23 protein-coding genes are annotated in these 19538 nt (G+C 71.5%); 7 read left to right on the top strand and 16 right to left on the bottom strand.

What is annotated here, in order from left to right:
- Positions 1–939 (bottom strand): ABC transporter ATP-binding protein, encoded by a 939-nt coding sequence (locus F4559_RS15405; protein ID WP_184669416.1) that lies wholly within the window; start codon positions 937–939, stop codon positions 1–3.
- A gap of 118 nt (positions 940–1057) precedes the next feature.
- Here F4559_RS15405 and F4559_RS15410 point away from each other — a divergent pair, with 118 nt between their 5' ends.
- Complete coding sequence (locus F4559_RS15410; protein WP_184669417.1) at positions 1058–2212, top strand: hypothetical protein; 1155 nt, start codon at positions 1058–1060, stop codon at positions 2210–2212.
- Here the strand turns inward: F4559_RS15410 and F4559_RS15415 are convergent.
- From F4559_RS15415 to F4559_RS15435, 5 genes are all read right to left on the bottom strand, one after another.
- Positions 2143–2931 carry an MBL fold metallo-hydrolase gene (locus F4559_RS15415; protein ID WP_184669418.1) on the bottom strand — a complete coding sequence of 263 codons (789 nt, stop codon included), beginning with the start codon at positions 2929–2931 and terminating at the stop codon, positions 2143–2145. The genes F4559_RS15410 and F4559_RS15415 overlap by 70 nt on opposite strands.
- Complete coding sequence (locus F4559_RS15420) at positions 2928–4130, bottom strand: M16 family metallopeptidase (protein WP_184669419.1); 1203 nt, start codon at positions 4128–4130, stop codon at positions 2928–2930. The genes F4559_RS15415 and F4559_RS15420 overlap by 4 nt, the downstream gene beginning before the upstream one ends.
- A gap of 306 nt (positions 4131–4436) precedes the next feature.
- On the bottom strand, positions 4437–4694 hold the full coding sequence (locus F4559_RS15425; RefSeq protein ID WP_184669420.1) for a transcriptional regulator: 258 nt from the start codon (positions 4692–4694) through the stop codon (positions 4437–4439).
- A 26-nt stretch (positions 4695–4720) separates the two neighbouring features.
- Positions 4721–5803, bottom strand: coding sequence for a hypothetical protein (locus F4559_RS15430; RefSeq protein ID WP_184669421.1), 1083 nt, complete (start codon positions 5801–5803; stop codon positions 4721–4723).
- 118 nt (positions 5804–5921) lie between these two features.
- On the bottom strand, positions 5922–6134 hold the full coding sequence (locus F4559_RS15435) for a hypothetical protein (RefSeq protein ID WP_184669422.1): 213 nt from the start codon (positions 6132–6134) through the stop codon (positions 5922–5924).
- A 409-nt stretch (positions 6135–6543) separates the two neighbouring features.
- Here F4559_RS15435 and F4559_RS15440 point away from each other — a divergent pair, with 409 nt between their 5' ends.
- Complete coding sequence (locus tag F4559_RS15440; RefSeq protein WP_184669424.1) at positions 6544–7893, top strand: helix-turn-helix domain-containing protein; 1350 nt, start codon at positions 6544–6546, stop codon at positions 7891–7893.
- A 22-nt stretch (positions 7894–7915) separates the two neighbouring features.
- Positions 7916–8308: a hypothetical protein gene (locus F4559_RS15445; RefSeq protein ID WP_184669426.1), complete on the top strand. Its 393-nt coding sequence runs from the start codon at positions 7916–7918 to the stop codon at positions 8306–8308.
- 283 nt (positions 8309–8591) lie between these two features.
- Here the strand turns inward: F4559_RS15445 and F4559_RS15450 are convergent, their stop codons facing one another.
- Both F4559_RS15450 and F4559_RS15455 read right to left on the bottom strand, forming a co-directional pair.
- Complete coding sequence (locus tag F4559_RS15450) at positions 8592–9086, bottom strand: Imm1 family immunity protein (RefSeq protein ID WP_184669428.1); 495 nt, start codon at positions 9084–9086, stop codon at positions 8592–8594.
- Positions 9083–9589 carry a DddA-like double-stranded DNA deaminase toxin gene (locus F4559_RS15455; protein ID WP_184669430.1) on the bottom strand — a complete coding sequence of 169 codons (507 nt, stop codon included), beginning with the start codon at positions 9587–9589 and terminating at the stop codon, positions 9083–9085. The genes F4559_RS15450 and F4559_RS15455 overlap by 4 nt, the downstream gene beginning before the upstream one ends.
- Before the next feature lie 48 nt (positions 9590–9637).
- Between F4559_RS15455 and F4559_RS15460 the strand changes: the two genes are divergently transcribed.
- On the top strand, positions 9638–9877 hold the full coding sequence (locus F4559_RS15460) for a hypothetical protein (RefSeq protein WP_184669432.1): 240 nt from the start codon (positions 9638–9640) through the stop codon (positions 9875–9877).
- Positions 9878–10120: 243 nt separating this feature from the next.
- Here the strand turns inward: F4559_RS15460 and F4559_RS15465 are convergent, their stop codons facing one another.
- From F4559_RS15465 to F4559_RS15495, 7 genes are all read right to left on the bottom strand, one after another.
- A complete protein-coding gene (locus F4559_RS15465) occupies positions 10121–10525 on the bottom strand; it encodes an NUDIX hydrolase (protein WP_221447244.1) in 405 nt (134 codons plus the stop codon).
- A gap of 66 nt (positions 10526–10591) precedes the next feature.
- On the bottom strand, positions 10592–11647 hold the full coding sequence (locus tag F4559_RS15470; protein ID WP_184669434.1) for an aldo/keto reductase: 1056 nt from the start codon (positions 11645–11647) through the stop codon (positions 10592–10594).
- Positions 11648–11660: 13 nt separating this feature from the next.
- Positions 11661–12539 (bottom strand): protein kinase domain-containing protein, encoded by an 879-nt coding sequence (locus F4559_RS15475; RefSeq protein ID WP_184669436.1) that lies wholly within the window; start codon positions 12537–12539, stop codon positions 11661–11663.
- Entirely contained in the window at positions 12532–13188 is a 657-nt protein-coding gene (locus F4559_RS15480) for a dTMP kinase (RefSeq protein ID WP_184669438.1), read from the bottom strand. Before F4559_RS15480 ends, F4559_RS15475 begins: the two co-directional genes overlap by 8 nt.
- On the bottom strand, positions 13178–13831 hold the full coding sequence (locus F4559_RS15485; RefSeq protein WP_184669440.1) for a TylF/MycF/NovP-related O-methyltransferase: 654 nt from the start codon (positions 13829–13831) through the stop codon (positions 13178–13180). Before F4559_RS15485 ends, F4559_RS15480 begins: the two co-directional genes overlap by 11 nt.
- 30 nt (positions 13832–13861) lie before the next feature.
- Positions 13862–14548 carry a 2OG-Fe(II) oxygenase gene (locus tag F4559_RS36365; RefSeq protein ID WP_184669442.1) on the bottom strand — a complete coding sequence of 229 codons (687 nt, stop codon included), beginning with the start codon at positions 14546–14548 and terminating at the stop codon, positions 13862–13864.
- Positions 14535–15353 carry a hypothetical protein gene (locus F4559_RS15495; RefSeq protein WP_184669444.1) on the bottom strand — a complete coding sequence of 273 codons (819 nt, stop codon included), beginning with the start codon at positions 15351–15353 and terminating at the stop codon, positions 14535–14537. The genes F4559_RS36365 and F4559_RS15495 overlap by 14 nt, the downstream gene beginning before the upstream one ends.
- A 223-nt stretch (positions 15354–15576) precedes the next feature.
- Between F4559_RS15495 and F4559_RS15500 the strand changes: the two genes are divergently transcribed.
- The 3 genes from F4559_RS15500 (at position 15577) to F4559_RS15510 (ending at position 17901) form a co-directional block, all read left to right on the top strand.
- Entirely contained in the window at positions 15577–15738 is a 162-nt protein-coding gene (locus F4559_RS15500; RefSeq protein ID WP_184669446.1) for a hypothetical protein, read from the top strand.
- A 65-nt stretch (positions 15739–15803) separates the two neighbouring features.
- A complete protein-coding gene (locus F4559_RS15505) occupies positions 15804–16976 on the top strand; it encodes a radical SAM protein (RefSeq protein ID WP_184669448.1) in 1173 nt (390 codons plus the stop codon).
- Positions 16939–17901 (top strand): aKG-HExxH-type peptide beta-hydroxylase, encoded by a 963-nt coding sequence (locus F4559_RS15510; RefSeq protein WP_184669450.1) that lies wholly within the window; start codon positions 16939–16941, stop codon positions 17899–17901. The genes F4559_RS15505 and F4559_RS15510 overlap by 38 nt, the downstream gene beginning before the upstream one ends.
- 366 nt (positions 17902–18267) lie before the next feature.
- On the opposite strand, the gene F4559_RS15515 is transcribed toward F4559_RS15510, so the two are convergent.
- Complete coding sequence (locus F4559_RS15515) at positions 18268–19533, bottom strand: TfuA domain-containing protein (protein WP_184669452.1); 1266 nt, start codon at positions 19531–19533, stop codon at positions 18268–18270.
- Positions 19534–19538 lie beyond the last annotated feature (5 nt).

The following is a 19538-nucleotide window of genomic DNA, read 5'->3' on the forward strand; positions in this document are numbered from 1 at the left end:
TCACACCCTCAGCCCGCGGTCGCCGATCACCCGCAGGTACACCTGCTCCAACGACGGGGGCGTGGTGGCGACGGTGGACACGCCGGCGTCCAGCAGGTACCGCAGCACCACCGCCACCGCGCCCTCCTCGGAGGTCTCCACCAGCACGGTCCCCGGCCGTGGCGACCGCACCGCGGCGACGCCGGGCAGGTGTTCCAGTCCGGCGGCCACCGCCGCCGGCACCGCCTGCGCCTCCACCTGCTCGTAGCGCGAGATCCACCGCCCGATCGCGGCCGGCTGTTCGGTCGCGATCAGGCGTCCACCGTCCAGAATGGACACCCGGTCGCACAGCGCCTCGGCCTCGGCCATGTCGTGCGTGGTCAGCAGCACGGTCCGCCGCTCCGCACGCAACCGCTCCACCAGCACCCGGAACTCCCTGGCCGCCACGGGGTCCATGCCGGTGGTCGGCTCGTCGAGGATCAGCACGGACGGGTCTGCGATCAACCCTCGGGCCAGGTGCAGCCGCTGCTTCATGCCCCGGGAGTAGGTCTGCACCCGCTCGTCGGCCCGCTCGGTCAGGCCGACCCGGTCGAGCAGCGGGTCGACCCTTGTGCGCGGAACCCGGTACAGCGCGGCCCAGAACCTCAGGTTCTGCCGGGCCGTCAGGCGCGCGTACAGGCCGCGCTCGCCGCCGAACACCACCCCGATGAGCCGCCGCACCGCCGCGGTCTGCGTGACGACGTCGTGGCCGTCGACCAGCGCGTACCCCGAAGTGGGCAGCAGCACGGTGGACAGGACGCGGCACAGCGTGGTCTTGCCGGCACCGTTCGGCCCGAGCAGGCCGTGCACCTCGCCGCGGTCCACCGTGAGGTCCACACCGGCGAGCGCGCGCCGCCCGCCGTCGGAACGGAAGCTCCGGCCCAGATCCCGGACCACGATCGGTGGCTGCTGGGTGCTCATGCGCCCATTCTCGGTACCGCGCGGTGTCGGCGCCCCGTCCCTGTCTGGGGACGTCGTCACCGCCTGTCGGCGTCGGTAGTTTCGGACGCCGGTGCCCGGGACGCGAGAGGAGACCGCCATGTGGCTGCCGCCCGTGGAGGAGATCGTGGCCGCCTTCCTTCGGCTGGAGGTGCCGCGCGTGCCGTTCCGGTTCGTGCAGTTCTCCCGCAACGAGCAGCGCGCGATGCCGACCCTGGTCAGCTACTGGGAGGCCACCGGGATCGAGGTGCCCGAACCGCTGGCGCTGGAGACCCGGTACGAGCGGGAACGGCAACTGGCCTACGGCGCGGTCCTGGACCGGATCACCACCGTCGACCCGGCGGCCGTGCCGATGAAGGGCCCGATGATCTGCCGGTTGTACCCGGCCGGGCTGGTGCGCGAGACGGCCGACCTGGACGTCCTGTGCTCCTCGGTGGACACGCTGTGGGCGGTCGCCGACGACCTGATGGGACTGGGCTGGACCCTGAACTCGGTGTCGGTCAACGGTATCGACGGTCAAGCGCATCCCAGTGTGCAGCTCGCCCGGCCCGCCGCACACCCCCGCCTGACCAACAAGGACCGCGTCGAACTGACCACCGTGTGCTACCGCGGCGACGGCTACCGCACGCCGCCGCGGCTGCGCACGCTGTCCGGGCCGCCGACCATCGAGGACTGCTTCACCTGGTTCGTCGACGAGATCGCCGACCGCGATTTCCGGATGCGCGACATGGTCGACCTGGCCGTGTTCGACCACCACTTCGGCACCGGCGAGGTCGACCTCGTGCTGATCGGCCACCACCTCGTCGACTACGGGCTGCGGACCGCGTTCGCCCGGCTCGCCGCGGAGGCGGCGAAGCGCTATCCGGCCGCCACGCCGATGCTGACCCGGGTGCGTGCGGCAATGCCCCGCCGGGCCACCACGAAGCGGCTTCGCGCGCCCCGGACCAGCGGGCTGCTGGCCGGTTCGGTGGCGATCGCCAACTACACGATCAGGGAGACCAACCGGCCCGCCGTGCTCGCCCGGTGCGAGCGGTGGCTCGCGGGTCTCCAGGAGCGGTTCGGCGCGCGGAAGCTGTTCGAGCGCGGTGTTCCGCTGCACGGCGTCGAGGTGTCCGACGAGCGCTCGGCCGGCACCGGGATCGAGTTCCGCGGTGCCGGCGCGCTGCTGCGCAGCCCCGTGGGCACCTACGCGCTCGCGGCCGGGCCCGTGGTGCGCAGCACCTGGGTCGAGCCGTTCGAGTTGGTCGTCCAGTAGGTGTGGCACACCGTCCACCCCCGGCGCAGCAACGAGTCCAGCACCCGCTGCCCGCCCGAGTGGTGCACGACGTTGCCGACCAGCGGGCGGCCCAACTCCGCCGCGACCCGCCACGACGCCGCCACCAGCTGCGCCGTGGCGTCGCGGCGGTCGGGTTCGGAGTCGACGAGGATGTCCACCAGGTCGACGAAGTCGTCGCCGGTCGCCTCGTCGTACGCGTCCGTCAGCAGCGTCGCGTGCCCGATCGTCGTCGTGCCGCGGCGGACCACCAGCGTGCGTCGGTCCGGCGCGTCCCTGATCGCCGCGACGGCCGCGCGCACATCGGCGGGATCGGCCGTCGCCTCACCGGCGAGCAACGCGCGGGCCAGCCACTCGGCGACCAGCGGACCGTCCCCGTCGGCCTCCGGTCCACAGTGGAGCGCGGAGGTGCCGGCCGTCGGCTCCTCGTCCAGTCGGAGGTAGGTCAACCGGCGCGTCCACGGTCCGGTCAGGACGCGGTCGCCTTCGGTGCGCAGCAACACGGTGTGTTCGGCTCCGAGTTCGGTGAGCATCGCGTCCAGCAGAGCCGGGTCGTCGAGGATGCGGTCGTCGGCGTACTCGACCAGCCACCGCGACGTGCCCAGCAGGGGATCGGCGGACTCACCGGCCACGTACTCGGCGCCCGCCAGGCTCCTGAGCAACCCGGCCCGCGCGGCGGCCTCCCGGTAGGCGGTGTTCACGGTCGCACGACCTCCACCAGTCCGTCGAGCACCTGTCGGGCGGCGAGCCGGACGCGTTCGGCGGACACGCCGGTCACTCCCGCGATCCCGCCGTCCACCGTCCAGTCGACCGCGCCCGCCCAGGTCCGCTTCAGCAGGTGCACGGCCAGGTCCAACGGTGCCTCGGCGGTGCGCACCAGGTCCATCCTGGCCTGCCGGCGGGCCGCGTCGAGATCGGCCGAGGCGGGACCGCCGGTCGCCATCTCCGTCAACGCCGCGCGGACCGCGACCCGGCAGTCGTCCACAGTGGACGAATCGGTGCCGACGAGGACCCGCCAGACGCCGGACTCCGCGTAGGCGGTGGTCCACGCCTGGAACGAGTACGACAGGGCGCGCTCCACACGCAGCTTCCGGTACAGCACCGACGCGGGGCTGGAACCCAGCAGGCACGCCAGCACGACGTACGCGCTGTGGTCGCCCTCGTGTCGGCTGGGCGCCCGGGAACCCGTGCACAGCCAGGAGAACCCGTCGTGCGGACCGTCGGCGACGACGGGGGACAACGGCTCCGGCGTGGTCGGGACGAACTCGGCGGCCCGGCGTCGGGGCACCGCCCCGGCGATCAGGTCCACCACCCGGTCCACCTCCAGCGGACCGACGGCGACCAGGGCCGCCGGTCGGGTGGAGAACACCCGCTCGTGCGCGGTCACCACGTCGTCCAGGTTCAGCGCGCGCAACTCGTCGGGCACGCCGCCGACCGGGCGGCCCAGCGGGTGCCCGGCGAACGCCGCGGCCAGGAAGGCGTCCTGGACGACGTCGCCCGGATCGGCGGCGGCACCGGCCAGCTCCTGGAGCACGACCTCGCGCTCCCGGTCGAAGTCGGCGGCGCCGATCTCCGGCGCCAGGACCGCCGCGCACAGGTCGGGGGCCACCCGGTCGACGTCCTCGGCGGCCACCTGGGCGTAGAAGGCCATCGTGTCCGGAGCGGTCTGCGCGTTGGCATGCCCGCCGAGCCGCTCGACCTGCTCGCAGAAGGAGTGCTCCCGCCCGGTCTCGCCGGCCATCAGCACGTGTTCCAGCAGGTGGGCGACACCGCCCTGGCCCGGCGGGTCGAACCGCGCGCCGTAGGCCAGGCCGAGCGCGAGACTGACGGTGCGCAGCCGGTGGTCGGGGACGCAGAGCACCGTCAGCCCGCCGACGGTGCCGCGGTGGATCTCGGTCATGGCTCTCCTCCGGCGGTTCGTGACGACCGCCGCGGGACCGCCGGTCCCGCGGCGGTCTTCGGTCAACGACGCTTGGTCGTGACCTTCTCCAGGCGTGGCCGCAGCAGGCCGACGTGGTTGCGGTTCATCGGAAACCTCCCTCGATGCCGAGTGATGGGAACGATGCCCGGGAAATGCCGGGCGTGATGATCGTCCCCGAGCGCGCGACCGGGCACAGCGTCCCTTTTTCTGGACTGGCAGTGCCTCGGCGCGTCGTCGCAGGGGAGGCGGATCGGTGGACCGGTGCCGTTCGAAGATCTGCTTCGACTATTCGAATGCCGCCGAAGAACCGTTTTCCGGCCGACGGGAGGGCCCCGGTCGCGCCGGCGGGGCGTCCGTGAAGCACTCGAAGAGGTCCTCGAAGGTCAGTGGTGGGAAGGCGCGGAGTGCTCCGGCGATGAAGGCGGGGCCGGGGTGGAGTGTTCCGGCGCGGACGCGGGTGACGGTGGAGCGGTTGACGCCCATGGCTTGGGAGACCGAGTAGTCGGAGGGGTGGCCGGCCAGGCGTGCGGCCTTGTCGAACATGCTGTCGCGGAGTCTGATCCGGGGGCTCACGGGTGGTTCTCCGGGTGGTGTGACGTGGCGAGCAGGTGGAGGGCGTCGGGGTTGTGGATGGTGCGGCCGTAGGGGCGGGGGTCGATTCGGGCGAGGCCGAGGGTGCGCAGTGCGGTGGCCGTGTTGTAGCCGGTCTTGGTGGTGAAGCCGTGGCGTGTGGCGAGGTCGGTGGCGGTGACGGCGCCTCGGGTGAGCAGGTCGGTCCAGACGGCGCGGAGGTTGCGGGTCCGGGTGGCGGCGGGGTGGTCGTGCAGCCTGGTGAGGACGTCGAGGACGGCGATCTCGGCGTGGCAGGTGCGGGTGAGGGCGTCGGCGATCCGGCCGACGGCGGCGAGCACGTCGGCCCGGCGCGGTCGGGGTGGGTCGGTTCCGCGGTGGTGGGTGCTCAGTGGCAGCCAGGGGCGGGTCAGCCATCGGGCGCGGACCAGGGCGACGGGCAGGGCCAGGCGCAGGGCGTGACCAGTGGCCGGCGGGGTGCGTACGTGCCGGGTCAGGACGTCGGCCAACGGCTCCGCGACGAGCGGCGCTGTCGGGGTGTCGAACAGGCCCAGCGTGGCGGACAGGTAGCGGGCGAAGGCCGGTTCGCGCCACTGGCCCACCGGGCTCGTGGACAGGACGTGGTGGAAGACCTCGATCAGCGCGAGGTGCACGCCGTCCAGGTGCGCCGACGCGCGGGTCTCGCGCAGCAGGGCGGTGCGGGCCCAGTCGTGGGCGAACGGGGAGGTGGTGACGCGGTGGTCGAGCCAGCGCAGCGCCTGTTCGGCACGACCCATCGCGTAGTGCGCCCGCTCGGGTGGCATCGCCGACTTCCGTGCGTCGTCCGGGTGGCGGGGGAGGTCGGGGATTTCGATCGGCGGGTGTCCGTCGGGGAGGGTTCGTCGGGCGAGGTCGCGGTAGTAGGCGGCGCCGAGCGGGCGCCCGGCGCGGCCTGCCAGTTCCGCGATGAGGAGGAACCGGCGGCCTGGGGCGTGGGGTTCGGTGCCGAGCAGGTGAAAGGCGTGGTCGAGGGCGTGGTGCGGGCGTCCGGTCGCGAGACAGCGTCCGATCTCCCGGAGGGTCCGGCTCTCGACGCACATCATGTCGACTGTCCTTTCCGGACTTTCCTGGTGGGAGGGGAGTGCTTCGCGGGAGGAGGTGGAGCACTCCCCGCCCTTCGGGACGGCCGTCGGCTTGGTCGCGCCGACGGCCGGTGTCTTGTCAGGCGGTGGTCAACTGCTCGTCGGCGGTCAGTTCGTCGCGGGCGCGGACGAGGTGGCCGGTGAGGTCGACGAGGGCGGCTTTCGTGATGACCAGGTCCAGGGCGCCGCCGATCGTCAGGTGGGCCTCGTCGCCGACGACGTGGCAGGAGATCGGGGCTTCGCTTTCGATTCGGGCGAATGACGAGATGCCGAATCCGGGGTGCATGGACACGGAGAGATTCCTTTCGCGGTTGGTCTTCCTGTCGACGAAGACGAGTCGGTCACCTCGCCGGAGGAAATCGATCGCCGGACCCGGACCCGGTCCGGCGGCGTGGCAAGCATGGAATCGGCGACGCGGGTACGACAGGGCCGGTGTGGTGCCAAAGTGGGACCTTGGGCCGTCACAGCCGTTGCGAGCTGGGAAGACCTGACGGGAAAGAGTGACTATTCGGACTGGGCATGACCTGACCGGATTACGTGCGGTGGGCGCGACGGTCCGCCGCTGACACCCGATCGGTGTATGCCCTGCGGCGGTCTCCGGGAAATAGGATTACCGCCACAGATCGCGCCAAGGACTTTGTCGGTGCACGAATCCGTGCGTCGGCCCCTCGCCGATCTCGCTCACCACGGGAGTTGGTTCCATGGCGGTCAGACGCACCGGTCTGGTGCGTGCCAGGCAGGCGGCCGGGTTCACCCAGGAGACCTTCGCCGAGGCCATGGGCGTCGACCGCAGCGCGGTGGTGCGGTGGGAAGGCGGCACGCGGAGGCCCTCGCCCCATCAACGACCCAGGATGTCGGGATTGTTGGCGATCACGACGGGTGCCTTGGACGACCTGCTGCATCCCCCGCCGGGGGACATCGCGTCGACGCCGCCATCCGGGGGTTCCGGTTCGTTGCCGATCGCGATGTTCCACGCCGACGCGCCGTCACTCCAGGAGGAGGCGGATCGGCTCGGACTCGCTACGGTGGGCTGCGCAGATCATCTTCCGGATGGTGGTGACGACGTGCTGCGACGTGAACTGCTGGCAGGAGTCCTCGGTGTCGCCGGTGCCGCGCTGATCGGCCCGAGCCGCGCCGATGCCCAGGCACTGTCCAGGGTTCCCGCGACCGTCAACGGGCTGCGCCGGCTCGTCGAGAGCGTCCAGTCCGACTACCTTGCCTGCCGCTACTCCCGGCTGGCGGCGGGCCTGCCGGAGGTCGTCAGGTACGCCCACGCCCTCCGCGCCTCGGTCGACTCCGCTTCGCACGCCCGGGTCGACGGGCTGATGGCGACGGCCTACCGGCACGCCACCTGGTTGGCGCTGCGCCTGGGTGAGGACGGTCTGGCAGCCGGCCTGTCGAACCAGTCGCTGTCGATCGCGCAGGCTTCCGGCGATCCGCTGGTGGAGGCTGAGGCCGCACAACTGGGGGCCGTGGTGCTGCGCCGGTTCGATCAGACGGACCAGGCGCAGCGCCTGGTGCTGGACACCGCCGGCCGGCTCGACTCGACGGGACTGGTCGAACCCGGTCACACCGCTGCCTACGCGATGCTGCTGGAAACCGGCGCCTACACCGCCGCCATCGCCGGACGACGTGACACCGCCTTGGACCTGCACGCCGAAGCGTCCCTCGCGGTATGCACCATCGGCGGTGCCCAACCCGTGACCCTCACGCCGTCCTGGATCGACTCCCGACACCTCGGTCTGTACGAGATCAGCGTGCACCGCAAGCTCGGCGACTTCGGCACGTCGATCGAGGCCGCCCGCGCCATCCGACCGGGCTCGATCACCGTGACCGAACGGCTGGTGCGCTACTGGGAGGACGTCGCCCTCACCTTCGGCGCGTGGGGCAAACGGGAACAGGCGTTCCACGCCCTGCTCGCGGCGGAACGGGCCGCACCCGAGGAGGTCCGCCTGCGGCCGTGGGCCCGCGATCTCACCCGTCGGCTGCGCTCGTCCGGCCCACGCCTGCCCGGCCTGACCGAGTTCGCCGCCCGCGCCGCGATCACGTGACCACCCCGACCGAGGAGACCTCTTGTCGAACCACGAACCCGGCCGCGTCTTCCGGCAGGCATGGATCGACGGCGTCCGCCGCCACCACCCCGGCGAACCCAAACCCGGCTACGTGACGGGCTGGGACGACACCCCCGAGTGGGAACGCTCTTCGGCCGCCGCCGTGTACGACCAGGTCCGAGCCTTCCTCACCGCCACCGAAGGCCGCGCCGTCCGCCTGAGCCGTACCCAGAAGGGCCAGTTCGTCGCCTCCTGCTGGACCGGGCAGATCCACCGACACTTTCCCGACCCCAAGCCGTCCTACGTCGCCGAGTGGAACGACCTGCCCACATGGCAACAGGAAACCGACGCCGACATCTTCGAACGCATCGAACAGGACCACGCCGACTCCACCTCCGGCGACTTCCCGCTCTGACACCGCTGTCGCACGAGCCGAACTCGGCGCGGTCGGTGGCGGGAACGCGGCGGGTGACCCGGTAGGCGAACCCGGTGTCGCTGTAGCGGGCCGGTGTGCCCCACAGCGCCCATCGCTGACCAGGAGTTCGGCCGGGCACACGACACGTCCCAGTCCCAAGATCACGCGCCTACTTGAGACAAGGACAAGTACCCGCTCGTCGGCAGATGCGGATGTTCGCCGCTGACCGCTCCGCGGCATGAGCGGACGTTCGTCGGAGATCGTGCCGGTGCTTCGATGCGGGTCAGTAGACGTCGGAGGGTTGCCAATCCACTGTGGTGGGTCGCAGACCGGTGTGGAGGAGTTCGTGCAGGGCGATGCGCCAAGTCGCCAGTGGGAGTGCGGCGTCGTGGGGGTATCGGGTCCGGGTGGCCTTGTCGATGTACAGGGGTGGTGCCGTATCCGGTGCGGGTGGGTCGGTTCGGGTGACCCAGATGCCGCCTTCCGGGTCGATGCGGTCGTGGTCGAGTGCGGTGGTCGGGACGATGTCGAGTGGGCCGAGCAGGAGGATCGCGCCGAGTCCCGCGGACCGGTCCGTGTCGATCTTGACGAGGTGGTCGGGCGTGGCGTGCGGTCCGACGAGGGGGCGGGTCGTGAGGGTCATGTTCGGGGGGTGGGGAAGGTCGCGGTCGACCAGACGGTCCAGCAGCGCGTCCAGTTCCGCGTCGGTGCGGACGAGCACGGGGACGGTCTCGTCCTGTGCGGCGTCGAACCACACTTCGAGTTCGTGAGGGCTCACGGGGCCTTCCCGTGGAATCGGTGCGTCCTGTGGGGGTCGTGCACGACCAGGGTCTGCCCCGGCAGCGGGATCACCGGGATCAGGGCAGCACACGATGGCCGGCCGGTGCACAGCGGGAAGTTCACCACGACCGTCGCGTCGCGGGTCCCACTGTCGCGCAGCCGCCACGCGGCCTTGACCTCGACATGCCGCGCCGTGGTCGGCGACCCGATCGGGGGGACCACGCCGGCGGCCTTGAGGTGGCCGGGGATGCGTTTGTCCTCGCCGTCGGGTTCGGCGCCGCTCTGGACCAGGTCGTGGTGGCCGTCCTCGTCCACCACCGGGCCGCTGGTGACGTAGGCGGGCAGGCCTCTCCTCTGCCCGTCCGCCCACTCCCGGTCGACGTCCCCCTCGGTGGTGGCCGATGTCCATCGTGAGACGTAGCGCGCCGGCGCTGTGGTCGCGTGGTCGAGCGTGCCGGCCAGGGTGTCGAGACCGACCGCGCCTTCTCTCAGGGTGGTCACCGCTGCCACCGACTCCGCCTCAAGGCCGGTGGTACCGCTCGTCGCATCGTGGAGCTGTTCTGCTGCTTCCTCGGCAAGCCGGGCGGCGGCGCGGAATGCCGACGACGCTTCGTCGGCAGTGTCCATCACGACGCGCACAACGTCGAGGACCTCGCCCAACGTCGTCACACCGAACCCCCGAACCGCACTCTGAACGATGCTGGCACGGCACACCGGAACTCTGTCCGCATTCCGACGGGAACCACTTCAGACCAGCCGCGTTGGAAGGTTGGGGTTGACCCGTTCTGAGGATCAGGATGTCCGTCAGAACGGGTCAGGCCCAACTGCCGCGTGCCCCACGTCGGCGGGCGGCCCGGTTCGGCGCCGACGGGCAGCGGGGGTCGTGGCGCGGTCCACCGCGCGTCGGTCAAGTCAGCCCGCCGCGAGGTCGCCGGTACCGCGGTGTCGCTCGGGAGCCACACCGCGGTACCGGCGACCTCGCCATGTCCGGGCACCGACACGCCGCCGGTCACGGCACCTTCGGAAGTCGGCCTAGCCGACCACGCGGTCCAGCAACGTGCCCTGGCCGACGACCAGCTCGGCCAAGCCCGGATCGTCCAGGGGCAGCCAGCGGAAGTGCAACGGCGTCGGCGCACGCTGCCCGTCGTGCAACTCCGCGCTGTCCCACCGCGCGGGCGGCGGCACGTCCACCGCGAACTGGAACACATGCCGGTCCTGGACCTCCTCCCGGATCGGCGAGATGTCCCACCGGTAGCGGCCGAGGAAACCGACCAGCCGTAACCCGGCCAGCCCGGTCTCCTCGACCGCCTCCCGCAGCGCGCCCTCCTCCGGCCGCTCGCCGTCGCGCAGCGTGCCGGCCGGCACCTGCAGGCCGGAGTCCTCGTCGTCCTGGGTGAACACCGCCACCCGGCCGTCGTGCACGACGAAGGCGACCACTTTCTGGACCGTGCGTTTCACTGGACCTGCCCGAATTTCGTCGAATCAGTGCGAAATCGGTCGATCCTAGCGCGGCCGGCGACGTTGGCCGGGATTGCGGAACGGCTCGGCGGTGAAGCCGGAATCGCCCCGGTTGGAACTCATCGCGGAACCCTGGCCCTCGTCCACGTAGGTGCCGGGCGCGACGATCTCGTCGATGCGTTCGAGCACGTCCGGCCCGAGGCGGATGTCCGCCGCGGCCAGCGCCTCGTCGAGCTGTGCGCGGTCGCGCAGACCGACGATCGCCGAGGACACCGCCGGGTGTTCGGTGACGAAGCCCAGCGCCAACTGCACCATCGTCAGACCGGCGGACTTGGCCAGGTCCGCCAGCTTCTCGACGAGGTCGAGCTTGCGCAGCACGCCGGGGTCGGCGGGGTCGATCCCGCTCTTCGCCGCGCGGGAGCCGGCGGGGAACGGCCGGCCGGCGCGGTAGCCGCCGGACAGCCAACCGCCGTTGAGCGAACCCCAGGTCAGCACCCCCATCCCGTACCGCTGACAGGTGGGCAGCAGATGCCCCTCGACGCCTCGTGCGAAGATCGAGTAGGGCGGTTGCTCGCTGCGGAACCGCACCAGGCCACGCTTCTCCGACACCCACTGCGACTCGACGATCAGCTCGGGCGGAAACGTCGACACCCCGACCGCGAGCACCTTGCCCGCCCGCACCAGGTCGGTGAGCACCGACAGGGTCTCCTCGAAGTCGGTGTGCTTGTCGAACCGGTGGAGCTGGAACAGGTCGATGTGGTCGGTGTTCAGCCGGCGCAGGCTGCGTTCCACGCACCGCAGCACCCAACGCCGCGAGCCGCCCTTGCCGTTGGGGTCGGCGGTCAGCCCCTTGGTGCCGAACTTGGTGGCCAGCACGACCTCGTCGCGCCGGCCGGACCGGCTGAGGTAGTCGCCGATGACGGATTCGGACTCGCCGTAGATGTCGGCGGTGTCGATGGTGTTGATGCCGGCGTCGAGCGCCGCGCCCAGCAGGCGTGCCGCCTCGTCGTGGTCGGTCGTGCCGGTCACGCCGAAGTTCTGCGCACCGATGGTCAGCTTGCTGACCTTGATGCCGGTGCGACCGAGAGGTCGGTATTCCACTGTCGGCTCCTCGCTAGGGGTGCAGGCGGGCCAGTACGTCGGCGGCCTCGGGTCGGTTCTCGGGTCGGTGTTCCAGACACGCGTCGGCGATCTTCAGCAGCTCGGCGGGGAATCGCCCGGCGGGCGCGGCGGCCACGCACGAAGGGCCTAGGTACCGGGGCATCCGACCGGTGGTCATCTGGTGGATCAGCACCCCCAGCGCGTACAGGTCGGCTTTCGCGTCCGCGGTGTCGTAGGCCGTGGCGTACTCCGGCGGCCAGTGGAACTCGTCGGGCCGCCGGGCCGGCCCCAGCGGCCCGGAGCGCACGTCGCGGGCGCAGCCGAGGTCGGCGACGACCGCGTGACCCTCCTCGGTGAGCAGCACGTTCTCCGCGTTCAGGTCGCGGTGCGCGACACCCCTGCGGTGCAGGGTCTCCAGTCCGCCGGCGACGTCCCGCGCCACGGTCAGCACGAAGTCGGCGTCCAGGTCCCAGCCCAGGCTCCCCGCGTGGTGCGCCAGCGAGCCGGCCGGGTGGTGCCGCATCAGGTAGTAGGGGATCGCCGCGTCCATGTCGCCGGTCGACACCTCGACGATTCCCGGGCTGCCGCGCAGGGCCCGGAGCGTCTCGTACTCGAACCGGAACGCGGTGTGCCAGGCCGCGTACTGCTCGGGTCCGTACCGCTTGTACCAGTAGTAGCCGTAGGTCCCCGGCTGTCGTTCCGGCGGCGCGTCGTGGATCACGTGGTAGTAGCCGCTGAGTCCCTTGGCCACCGCGGGTTCCCCGGGCGCGTCCGCGCTGTCGACGAGCGCCAGCGTGCTCAGCCCGGCGAACGCGATGATCCGCCGGACCTCGACGCCGCGCGCGTTCAGGAACGCGGTGAACCGCCCGGCGGGGTAGTCGAAGTCAACCAACGGGAACGACCTCCTTCGCCGCCGGGAAGTGCCGCCGGATCGCCCGCAGCGCGGCGGCGACGGCCCGTGTCGGGTCCGAGCCGTTGTTGTCGATCCGTGCCACCGACGGCACGCCGGTGGCGAAGAACTCCAGGTACTTCGCGTGCAGCCGGCGCAGGGTCCGCTGTGTCTCATGTGGACGGACGGCCTTGTTCCGCTTGACGATCCGGTCGAGGGCGACGTCGGGATCGGTGTCCACGAACAGCACCACGTCGGGCATCCGGGTGCCCAGCTCGCGGTGGTGGTCGAGGGTGCGCGCGGCCGGGATGCCGTACAGCACGTCGTGATACACCACGTCGCTGTGCACGAACCGGTCGGCGAGAACGCCGACCGTGTCCAGTGCCGGGGCGATGTTCTCCCGCAGGTGCAGGAACTTGTCCACCGCGTACGCCCGGGTGAGCTCGTCGCGACCGAAGCCGAGCTGCTGGTTGCGCGCGGCCTGGATCACCCGCCCGGCGGCCACGTCGAGCCAGCTGTGCTGGCCCACCATGAAACAGCGGTGCCCGCTCTCGGCCAACGCCCGGTTGAGCAGTGTGCGCAGCGTCGACTTGCCGCTGCCGTCCGTGCCCTCGATCGCGATGAACGGGTACCGGCCGCGATCACCGCTCATCGATCGGCTTCCTGATCAGGGCCATGCTCAGGTCGCCGACCCCGCCCAGCACCTCCAGTTGCGGTGCGCCGGGGCCGAAGTAGTCGTCGCACGCCCGCTTGACGCCCGGCAGACCGTCCCACGCCCGCGGGTTGGCGTCCAGGTCGCAGTAGTCGTCGACCAGGATCACCCCGCCGGGCGCCAGCCGGGGGTAGACGTGCTCCAGGCTGGTCTTGATCGACTGGTGGAAGTCGCCGTCCAGGTAGGCGAAGCAGACCTGAGGCGGGCAACCGTCGGGCAGGGTCTGCTCGAACCAGCCGGGGTGCACGATCGGCAGCGGCAGGTCCCAGGTGGCGAAGTTCGCCTTCACGTCGTCGAGCGACGCCTGGCAGTCGCCCTTGCGCAGATAGGCGTCGTGGGTGCCCAGGTCGGGCAGCCCTTGGAAGGAGTCGAACAGGTGCAGTTCGCGTTCGGGCGCGAAATCCTGCACGATCCGCGCCAGCCACACGCTGGTGTACCCGGCGTTGCAGCCCAGTTCCACCACCGCGCCGGGCACCCGGTGGATCAGCGTGGTGGACAGCGCCCAGTAGATGGCGTTGATCCGTTCCAGGTCGGACATGGCCTCGTTCTGGGTGGCCAACCTGATCGCCATGCGCACTCGCACGATGCTCTCCTGCCTGTAGTTCGGGGCCGCTCAGGACACCAGGAAACCGATGATCTTGTTCACTCGTCCCGACCGCACCGGCTCGGTGCCGTGGGTCAGTTGCGAGCCGTAGAGCAGGGCCTCGCCCTGCCGTGGCCGCACGTGCCAGCGCGTCCTCGGCTGCGCGCGGAACCAACTCGACGAGTGGTCGCACTCGGGCCGCACCACCGGCCCACGCCGGGACGGCAGCCACTGCGCGGCGTCGCACGCGGTCTCCACGAAGAACTCGCCGCCGGTGTAGTCCGCCGGATCGCTCAGGCAGATGCTGATGCCCGCGACCTTCGGGTGGTCGGCGTCGGGATCGTTGTCGCTCAGGTCGATGTGCGGGGTGATGAACTGGCCTTCGGTGTAGCTGACGAAGGTCCAGTAGCCCAGTTCGCGCACCGAGGGCAGCATGATCCGCACCGTCGGCAGCAGGCGCTCGGCCGCGGCGTCGAGCACCTTGCGGGCCGCCTCCGGCAGCGTGGACAGCTCGTCACGCCCCTTCGGCTCGTACACCCGCATCGCCGCTTCGGTGCTCAGGCCCTCGATGCTGTGCACCGAGTCCTGACGCGCCGACGCGGCCAGCGTGGGCGCACCCGCGTACGTCGAGACCAGGACCCGCCGCAGTTCGTCGATCTCCTCGGGGAGAAGGAAAGCGGGCACGCTCCCGACGTGCAGGCTCTCAGCGACGTGCACCGGACACCTCCAGATGGGTCATGTAGTCGAACGGGGAACCGAAGATGTTGTGCGCCCGGCCCGGTGCCGGCCACCAGCAGCGCACCAGTTCCGACAGCAGGGGCAGTTCCGGCACCTGCGTCGGTTCACCGGGGTCCGGGCCGTGCCGGCCGTCGGCACGCCGGTGGTACTCGGCCAGCACGCCCCGGGCGAAGTCGGTGGCGGCGGCGGTCGTCCCCGGCGGTGGCCCGTCGAGTCCGTAGGCCAGCACCTCCGCGTACGCCCACGTCAGGGCCAGGGACCGCGCGGCACCTTCGAGCACCGACGCGGTCAGCTCGGCCGTCGGCAACGACCACGTGGCGGCCGGTAGCAGTACGGCTTCCCGGTCGACCGCCGGCTCGAAGACCGCCGGCAGGGACGTCAGGCCGACCAGGCCGATGCCCAACTGGCACACCGGCTCCAGGCCCAGTTCGGCGGCCCGCCGGTACGCGCGGTCCGCGCCGTCCGAGACCAGCCCGCTGCCGGGTTCGTCGAACACCAGTGGCCCGGAGTCCTGCCGGACGAACCGGTCCAGGAGCCGGATGCCGTCCGCCAACGGGCCGCCGACCGCGCAGCCGAGTAGCCGGGCGAGCACCCGGTCCGCGGGCCGGGTGCCGTCCAGCCGGGCGACCACGGCTACCGAGGTACCCGCCGAGTCGATCAGTGCCCGTTCCCGCGCGCGGTGGTCCCGCACGAGCTGGTGGTCGACCAGGCCCAGGTGCAGGTGGACCAACCGGCCCGTGATCATGCCTGCCCAGTACGGGTCGGGCAGGATCGGCTCGTTCACCGGACCACCTCCGATTCAGCGGTACGCGAAGACGCCGGTGCGAACCGGCGGGAATCCCAGGGGTGACAGAGGTCGGACACCGTCCATTCCGGACCGGAATGGGTACCGACTGACATCACCTAACGCGAGTCGGCGGAACGTGTCAACGTCATAGTTTCGGTGTCTTCCGGCTTGCCGGAAGGGGGAATTACCGTCGACGGCGTCCCATCATCAGGAGGTTCGAGTGAGCGAACAGGTCGATTTCGGTGAGTTCCTGGCGGCGCTGCGCGACTTTCGTCGCGACGACACCGTCGCCCGCCCGACCGCGCACACGTCCAGTGTGAGCACGCGGGATTGGCAGCGCGTCGAAGAAGCCCTGAACAGCACGGGTTCCGGGCGCGCGTGAGAGGTGCGGTGGGGCGGCCGTCCGGCACGCCCCACCGCCACTTCCACCGGAGGACGGAGGACAAGGTGGAGCTGGTGCTTCCGCGCCCCGCGGACTCGCTGACGGTGATCCTCAAACTGGCCGGGGCGGCCTGCAACATCAACTGCTATTACTGCTACGAGAAGCGCAAGCCCTATCCCGACGAGAACTGGCTCAGTCCCGAGACCCTGGGCAAGTTCCTCGTCGCGGCCGGGAATCGGCCGTTGCGCATCGTGCTGCACGGCGGCGAGCCGCTGTTGATCGGTCCCCGTCGGATGCGCCCGCTGCTGGAACTGCTCGCCGGCTACCCGGGCACCGTGGAGCTGACCATGCAGACCAACGCGATGTTGCTGACGGACACCTGGATCGACCTGTTCGACGAGTTCTTCCCGGACATCGACATCGGGGTGTCCATCGACGGCCCGCGCGAGGCCAACGCCCACCGGGTGGACTACCGCGACCGGCCGACGTTCGACAAGGTGTTGCGCGGCATCGAGTTGTTGCGCCGCAGGGGAAAGACGATCGCGCTGTGCATCACCGTCACCGATCTCGTGCTGGGCCTGGCGGCCGAGACGATGGCCCTGGTCGCGGACTTCCCGCACGTGCGCGCGGTGCGGCTGAGCCCGTGCCTGGACTACAACGTGTCGACCCTGAAGTTCCCCAAGGCCAACGCGCCGTCCCTGCTCGCGCTGAACGGGAAGGGCCGGGGCGCCGCCGGGTGGTCCACGACGCCGACCGAGTACGCGCGCTTCGTGGCCGACTGCTTCGACGTGTGGCACCGCGAGTACTTCCAGCGGTTCCTCGTCGAACCCCTGTTCTCGATGCTGCTGCACTTCACCGGTGCGGAGGTGACGTTGACCGACTGGTCGGTGCTCAAGGAGCCGTTCATCGTCGCCCTGTACCCGGACGGCACGATCGGCGCCTCCGAGGAGATCTCCACCCCGGACGCGGCGATCGGCACGGTGGACACGGTCGGCAGCCTGGACGAGATCGTCCGGTTCCAGCGGAACCTGCCGCTGGTGACCGGGATGCGCGAGTTGCTGGAGCGCTGCTCCTCCTGCTCCCACGTGTCGGTGTGCTCGGGCGGCTCGCTGGCCGACCGGCTGCGGTTGCGCGACACCGAGTGGGACAGCGAGTACTGCGCCTCCCGGAAGTGGCTGATCGACTACGTGAGGAGTGGGTGTGAGCGCTACGGCCTTCGACCGAGTGTTGCCGGCTGAGGTGGCCGACCGGGTCGACCGGTACCGGCAGGAGAAGATCGACCGGCTGGACTCGGTGCTGCGGGACCTCCCGGGGTGCCGACCGTGGGGTGACGTCGCGGCCGAGGACCTGCCGCTGCGGTACGCGTTGGCACACCACGTTTTCGAGGGTGTCAGCCGGGCGGCGGAACAGGGCGACGCCGAGCGCGTGGCTGACCTGTTGCGGCTGCGGGCCGACCAGTCGGCGCTGCGGCCCGCCCACGAGGCCGGCGGCCCGGTGCTGGTCGCCGACCCGCCGCGGTCGGCGTTCACCGACGACCGGGCCCTCGCGGCCTCGCCGGTCGCGCTCGTCGACCCGGTCGTGGCGGCCTCCGCGTCCCCCGCCGTCCGCGACCTGGTGTCCCACGCGCTGGCCACGGCGGTCGACAGCGGTTTCGGCGCGACGGTGAGCCGCAACTCGCGGGTGGTCGTGCTCATCGCGCGGCGGCGGGCCACGGACACGTCGATCCGGAGCTGGACCACGAACGCGTTGCCCGCGACGGTGCACCTGGACTACTTCGCCGAGCACGAGTACGTGGGCCGGGACCTGATCCACGAAGCCGCGCACACCGAGTTGAACGACCTGTTCGCGGCGCACGGCGTGGCGTTGCCCGACGAGGTGGCGTACTACGCGCCCTGGCTGGAGACCGAGCGCCCCGTGTTCGGGTTCCTGCACGGCACGTGGGCGTTCTCGCACGTCGCGCTGTACTGCGAGTGGCTGGCCGGTGCCGCGGTGCCCGCCGACGTGCGGGCACTGGCGAGCGCGATGCACGCGAAGTACGCCGAGCACATGCACCAGGCCAGGTCGGACTTCGACCGGGCGATCCGGTGGGTGCGGGCCGAGCCGGTCGCGGAGCTGATCACGGCGTGCCGGGACCGGGTGCTGGGGAGCTTCGACCCGGTGTGAACGGCGGACGGCCCGTCCGCCGGCCGGGCGGAGTCGACGGGGTGTCGCGACACGGCCGCCGGTCGTCGGCGGTGACAAGATCGGCGAAGCGCTCGGCCGGGGTGTCCCGGCCGAGCGTTTTTCGTGGGCCGCCGTCGAGTCCTGCCGGGGCCGGGTGCTCCGGGTCGTGGACGGACAGGTGTGCCCGATCCCGGGGCGAGGCGGCGGGGGTCGGTGCGCGAGTCCGTGGCGAGTCGGCGGCGAGTCGGCGGCGGGGACGGAGCGGGCCTGGATCCCGTGGTCCTCGCATCCCTGAGCCGGGGTGTCGCGACGACTACCGGAAACCGGGCAAGCGGAGGACCGACCGTGCGCGTGTGCCCGGCCCGGTCAGCCGCCAGCCAGGGAGAATCCCGCGACCTCCGGCTCGCACCGCGCCGCCAGGTAGACCTGCCGGGCCGCGGCCACCGCGCCGCCCGTCGACGAGAACCCGCGGTCGAAAGCGGCCAACTCCAGCTCATCGGCCGGCCGGCACCAGCGCTGCGCCAACCACTCCAGCACCTGGTCCGCCGCGATTGCGGCCGGGTCGAAGTCCGGTCGGTGCCGGCGGCCCGCCGCGTTGACCGCGGCGACCCGGCCGACCAGCGCGGATGCCGGACCGCGTGCCCGGCTCGCGCGGAACGCGCGCAGGGCCAGACCGGTGGCCACGATGCCGGGCCGGATGCGGAAGGCGCGCACCACCAGGCGGGTGAGCAGTTCCCGGGTGTCCAGCGCCGCCCGTTCGGCCGGTGTGGTCCAGCGGTCGACCAGGTCCGGGTCGGGCCGGTCGGCTCGGAAGAGGCCGACGTGGGCGCCGTGGTCGACGGCGTCGCCGGGGGCACCGCAGGTCTCCCGGCACCGCGCGGCCAACCACGCCAGCACCGTGCCGCGGTGGAAGTCGGGGTAGTCGGGCGCGAGGACCTGGCACAACGCCAAGGCGCGGGAATCCACGCCACCGGCCGCGATCCGCCAGTCGTACACGTGCACCGTCTCCGGGAAGGCCGGCGCGGGCGGCGGCACCGGGTCCGCCTTACGCAGCACTTCCAGCAGTTCCAAGGCGTCCGCGCGCTTGCGGTCCACCAACGGCACCGACGTGCCCAACGCGTGCCGCGTGCGGTCCCGGTACGGCATCGCGCCGAGGTCGGCGATCAGCCGGTCCGCCTCGGCCCGCCCGTACGAACCGGCGGCCACCGCCGAGTCCAGCGAGGCGCGCAGGTTCACCAGCGGTTCCGAGCGGTGCGAGTACCCGTCCTCGGCGGTGCCGTGCATCAGGGTCACCTCGTCGTCGGCGACCAGCCGGCCGTCCCGGTAGTCGGCGAAGATCCCGCCGATGCCCTCCATCCCGTACGGGTGCAACTCGGCCGCGCGCAGCGCGCCCAGGCTCGCCGCCCCCAGCACCCGGGCACCGCGGGCGAGCAGGTCCAGGATCTCCTTGTGCGGTATCGAGCGGGTCCGGTGGAAGTAGCCGTCCACGATGCCCACGACGTCGCCCGGCCCGACGGGCAACGCGAGCAGATCACCGGCCGACACCGGGGGGAGGACCTCGATCCCCGACCCGGAGACCAGCTCGGCGGCGTCGGGCAGCGTGGGGCCGACGAACAGGAACCTGCCTGGCATCCGAA

Source organism: Saccharothrix violaceirubra (genome assembly GCF_014203755.1).
GTDB lineage: Bacteria > Actinomycetota > Actinomycetes > Mycobacteriales > Pseudonocardiaceae > Actinosynnema > Actinosynnema violaceirubrum.

Excerpts from the sequence above, each read along its gene's own strand:
- F4559_RS15405 (WP_184669416.1), bottom strand. The coding sequence starts at position 939 with ATGAGCACCCAGCAGCCACCGATCGTGGTCCGGGATCTGGGCCGGAGC.
- F4559_RS15410 (WP_184669417.1), top strand. The coding sequence starts at position 1,058 with ATGTGGCTGCCGCCCGTGGAGGAGATCGTGGCCGCCTTCCTTCGGCTG.
- F4559_RS15420 (WP_184669419.1), bottom strand. The coding sequence starts at position 4,130 with ATGACCGAGATCCACCGCGGCACCGTCGGCGGGCTGACGGTGCTCTGC.
- F4559_RS15425 (WP_184669420.1), bottom strand. The coding sequence starts at position 4,694 with ATGTTCGACAAGGCCGCACGCCTGGCCGGCCACCCCTCCGACTACTCG.
- F4559_RS15430 (WP_184669421.1), bottom strand. The coding sequence starts at position 5,803 with ATGATGTGCGTCGAGAGCCGGACCCTCCGGGAGATCGGACGCTGTCTC.
- F4559_RS15440 (WP_184669424.1), top strand. The coding sequence starts at position 6,544 with ATGGCGGTCAGACGCACCGGTCTGGTGCGTGCCAGGCAGGCGGCCGGG.
- F4559_RS15480 (WP_184669438.1), bottom strand. The coding sequence starts at position 13,188 with ATGAGCGGTGATCGCGGCCGGTACCCGTTCATCGCGATCGAGGGCACG.
- F4559_RS15515 (WP_184669452.1), bottom strand. The coding sequence starts at position 19,533 with ATGCCAGGCAGGTTCCTGTTCGTCGGCCCCACGCTGCCCGACGCCGCC.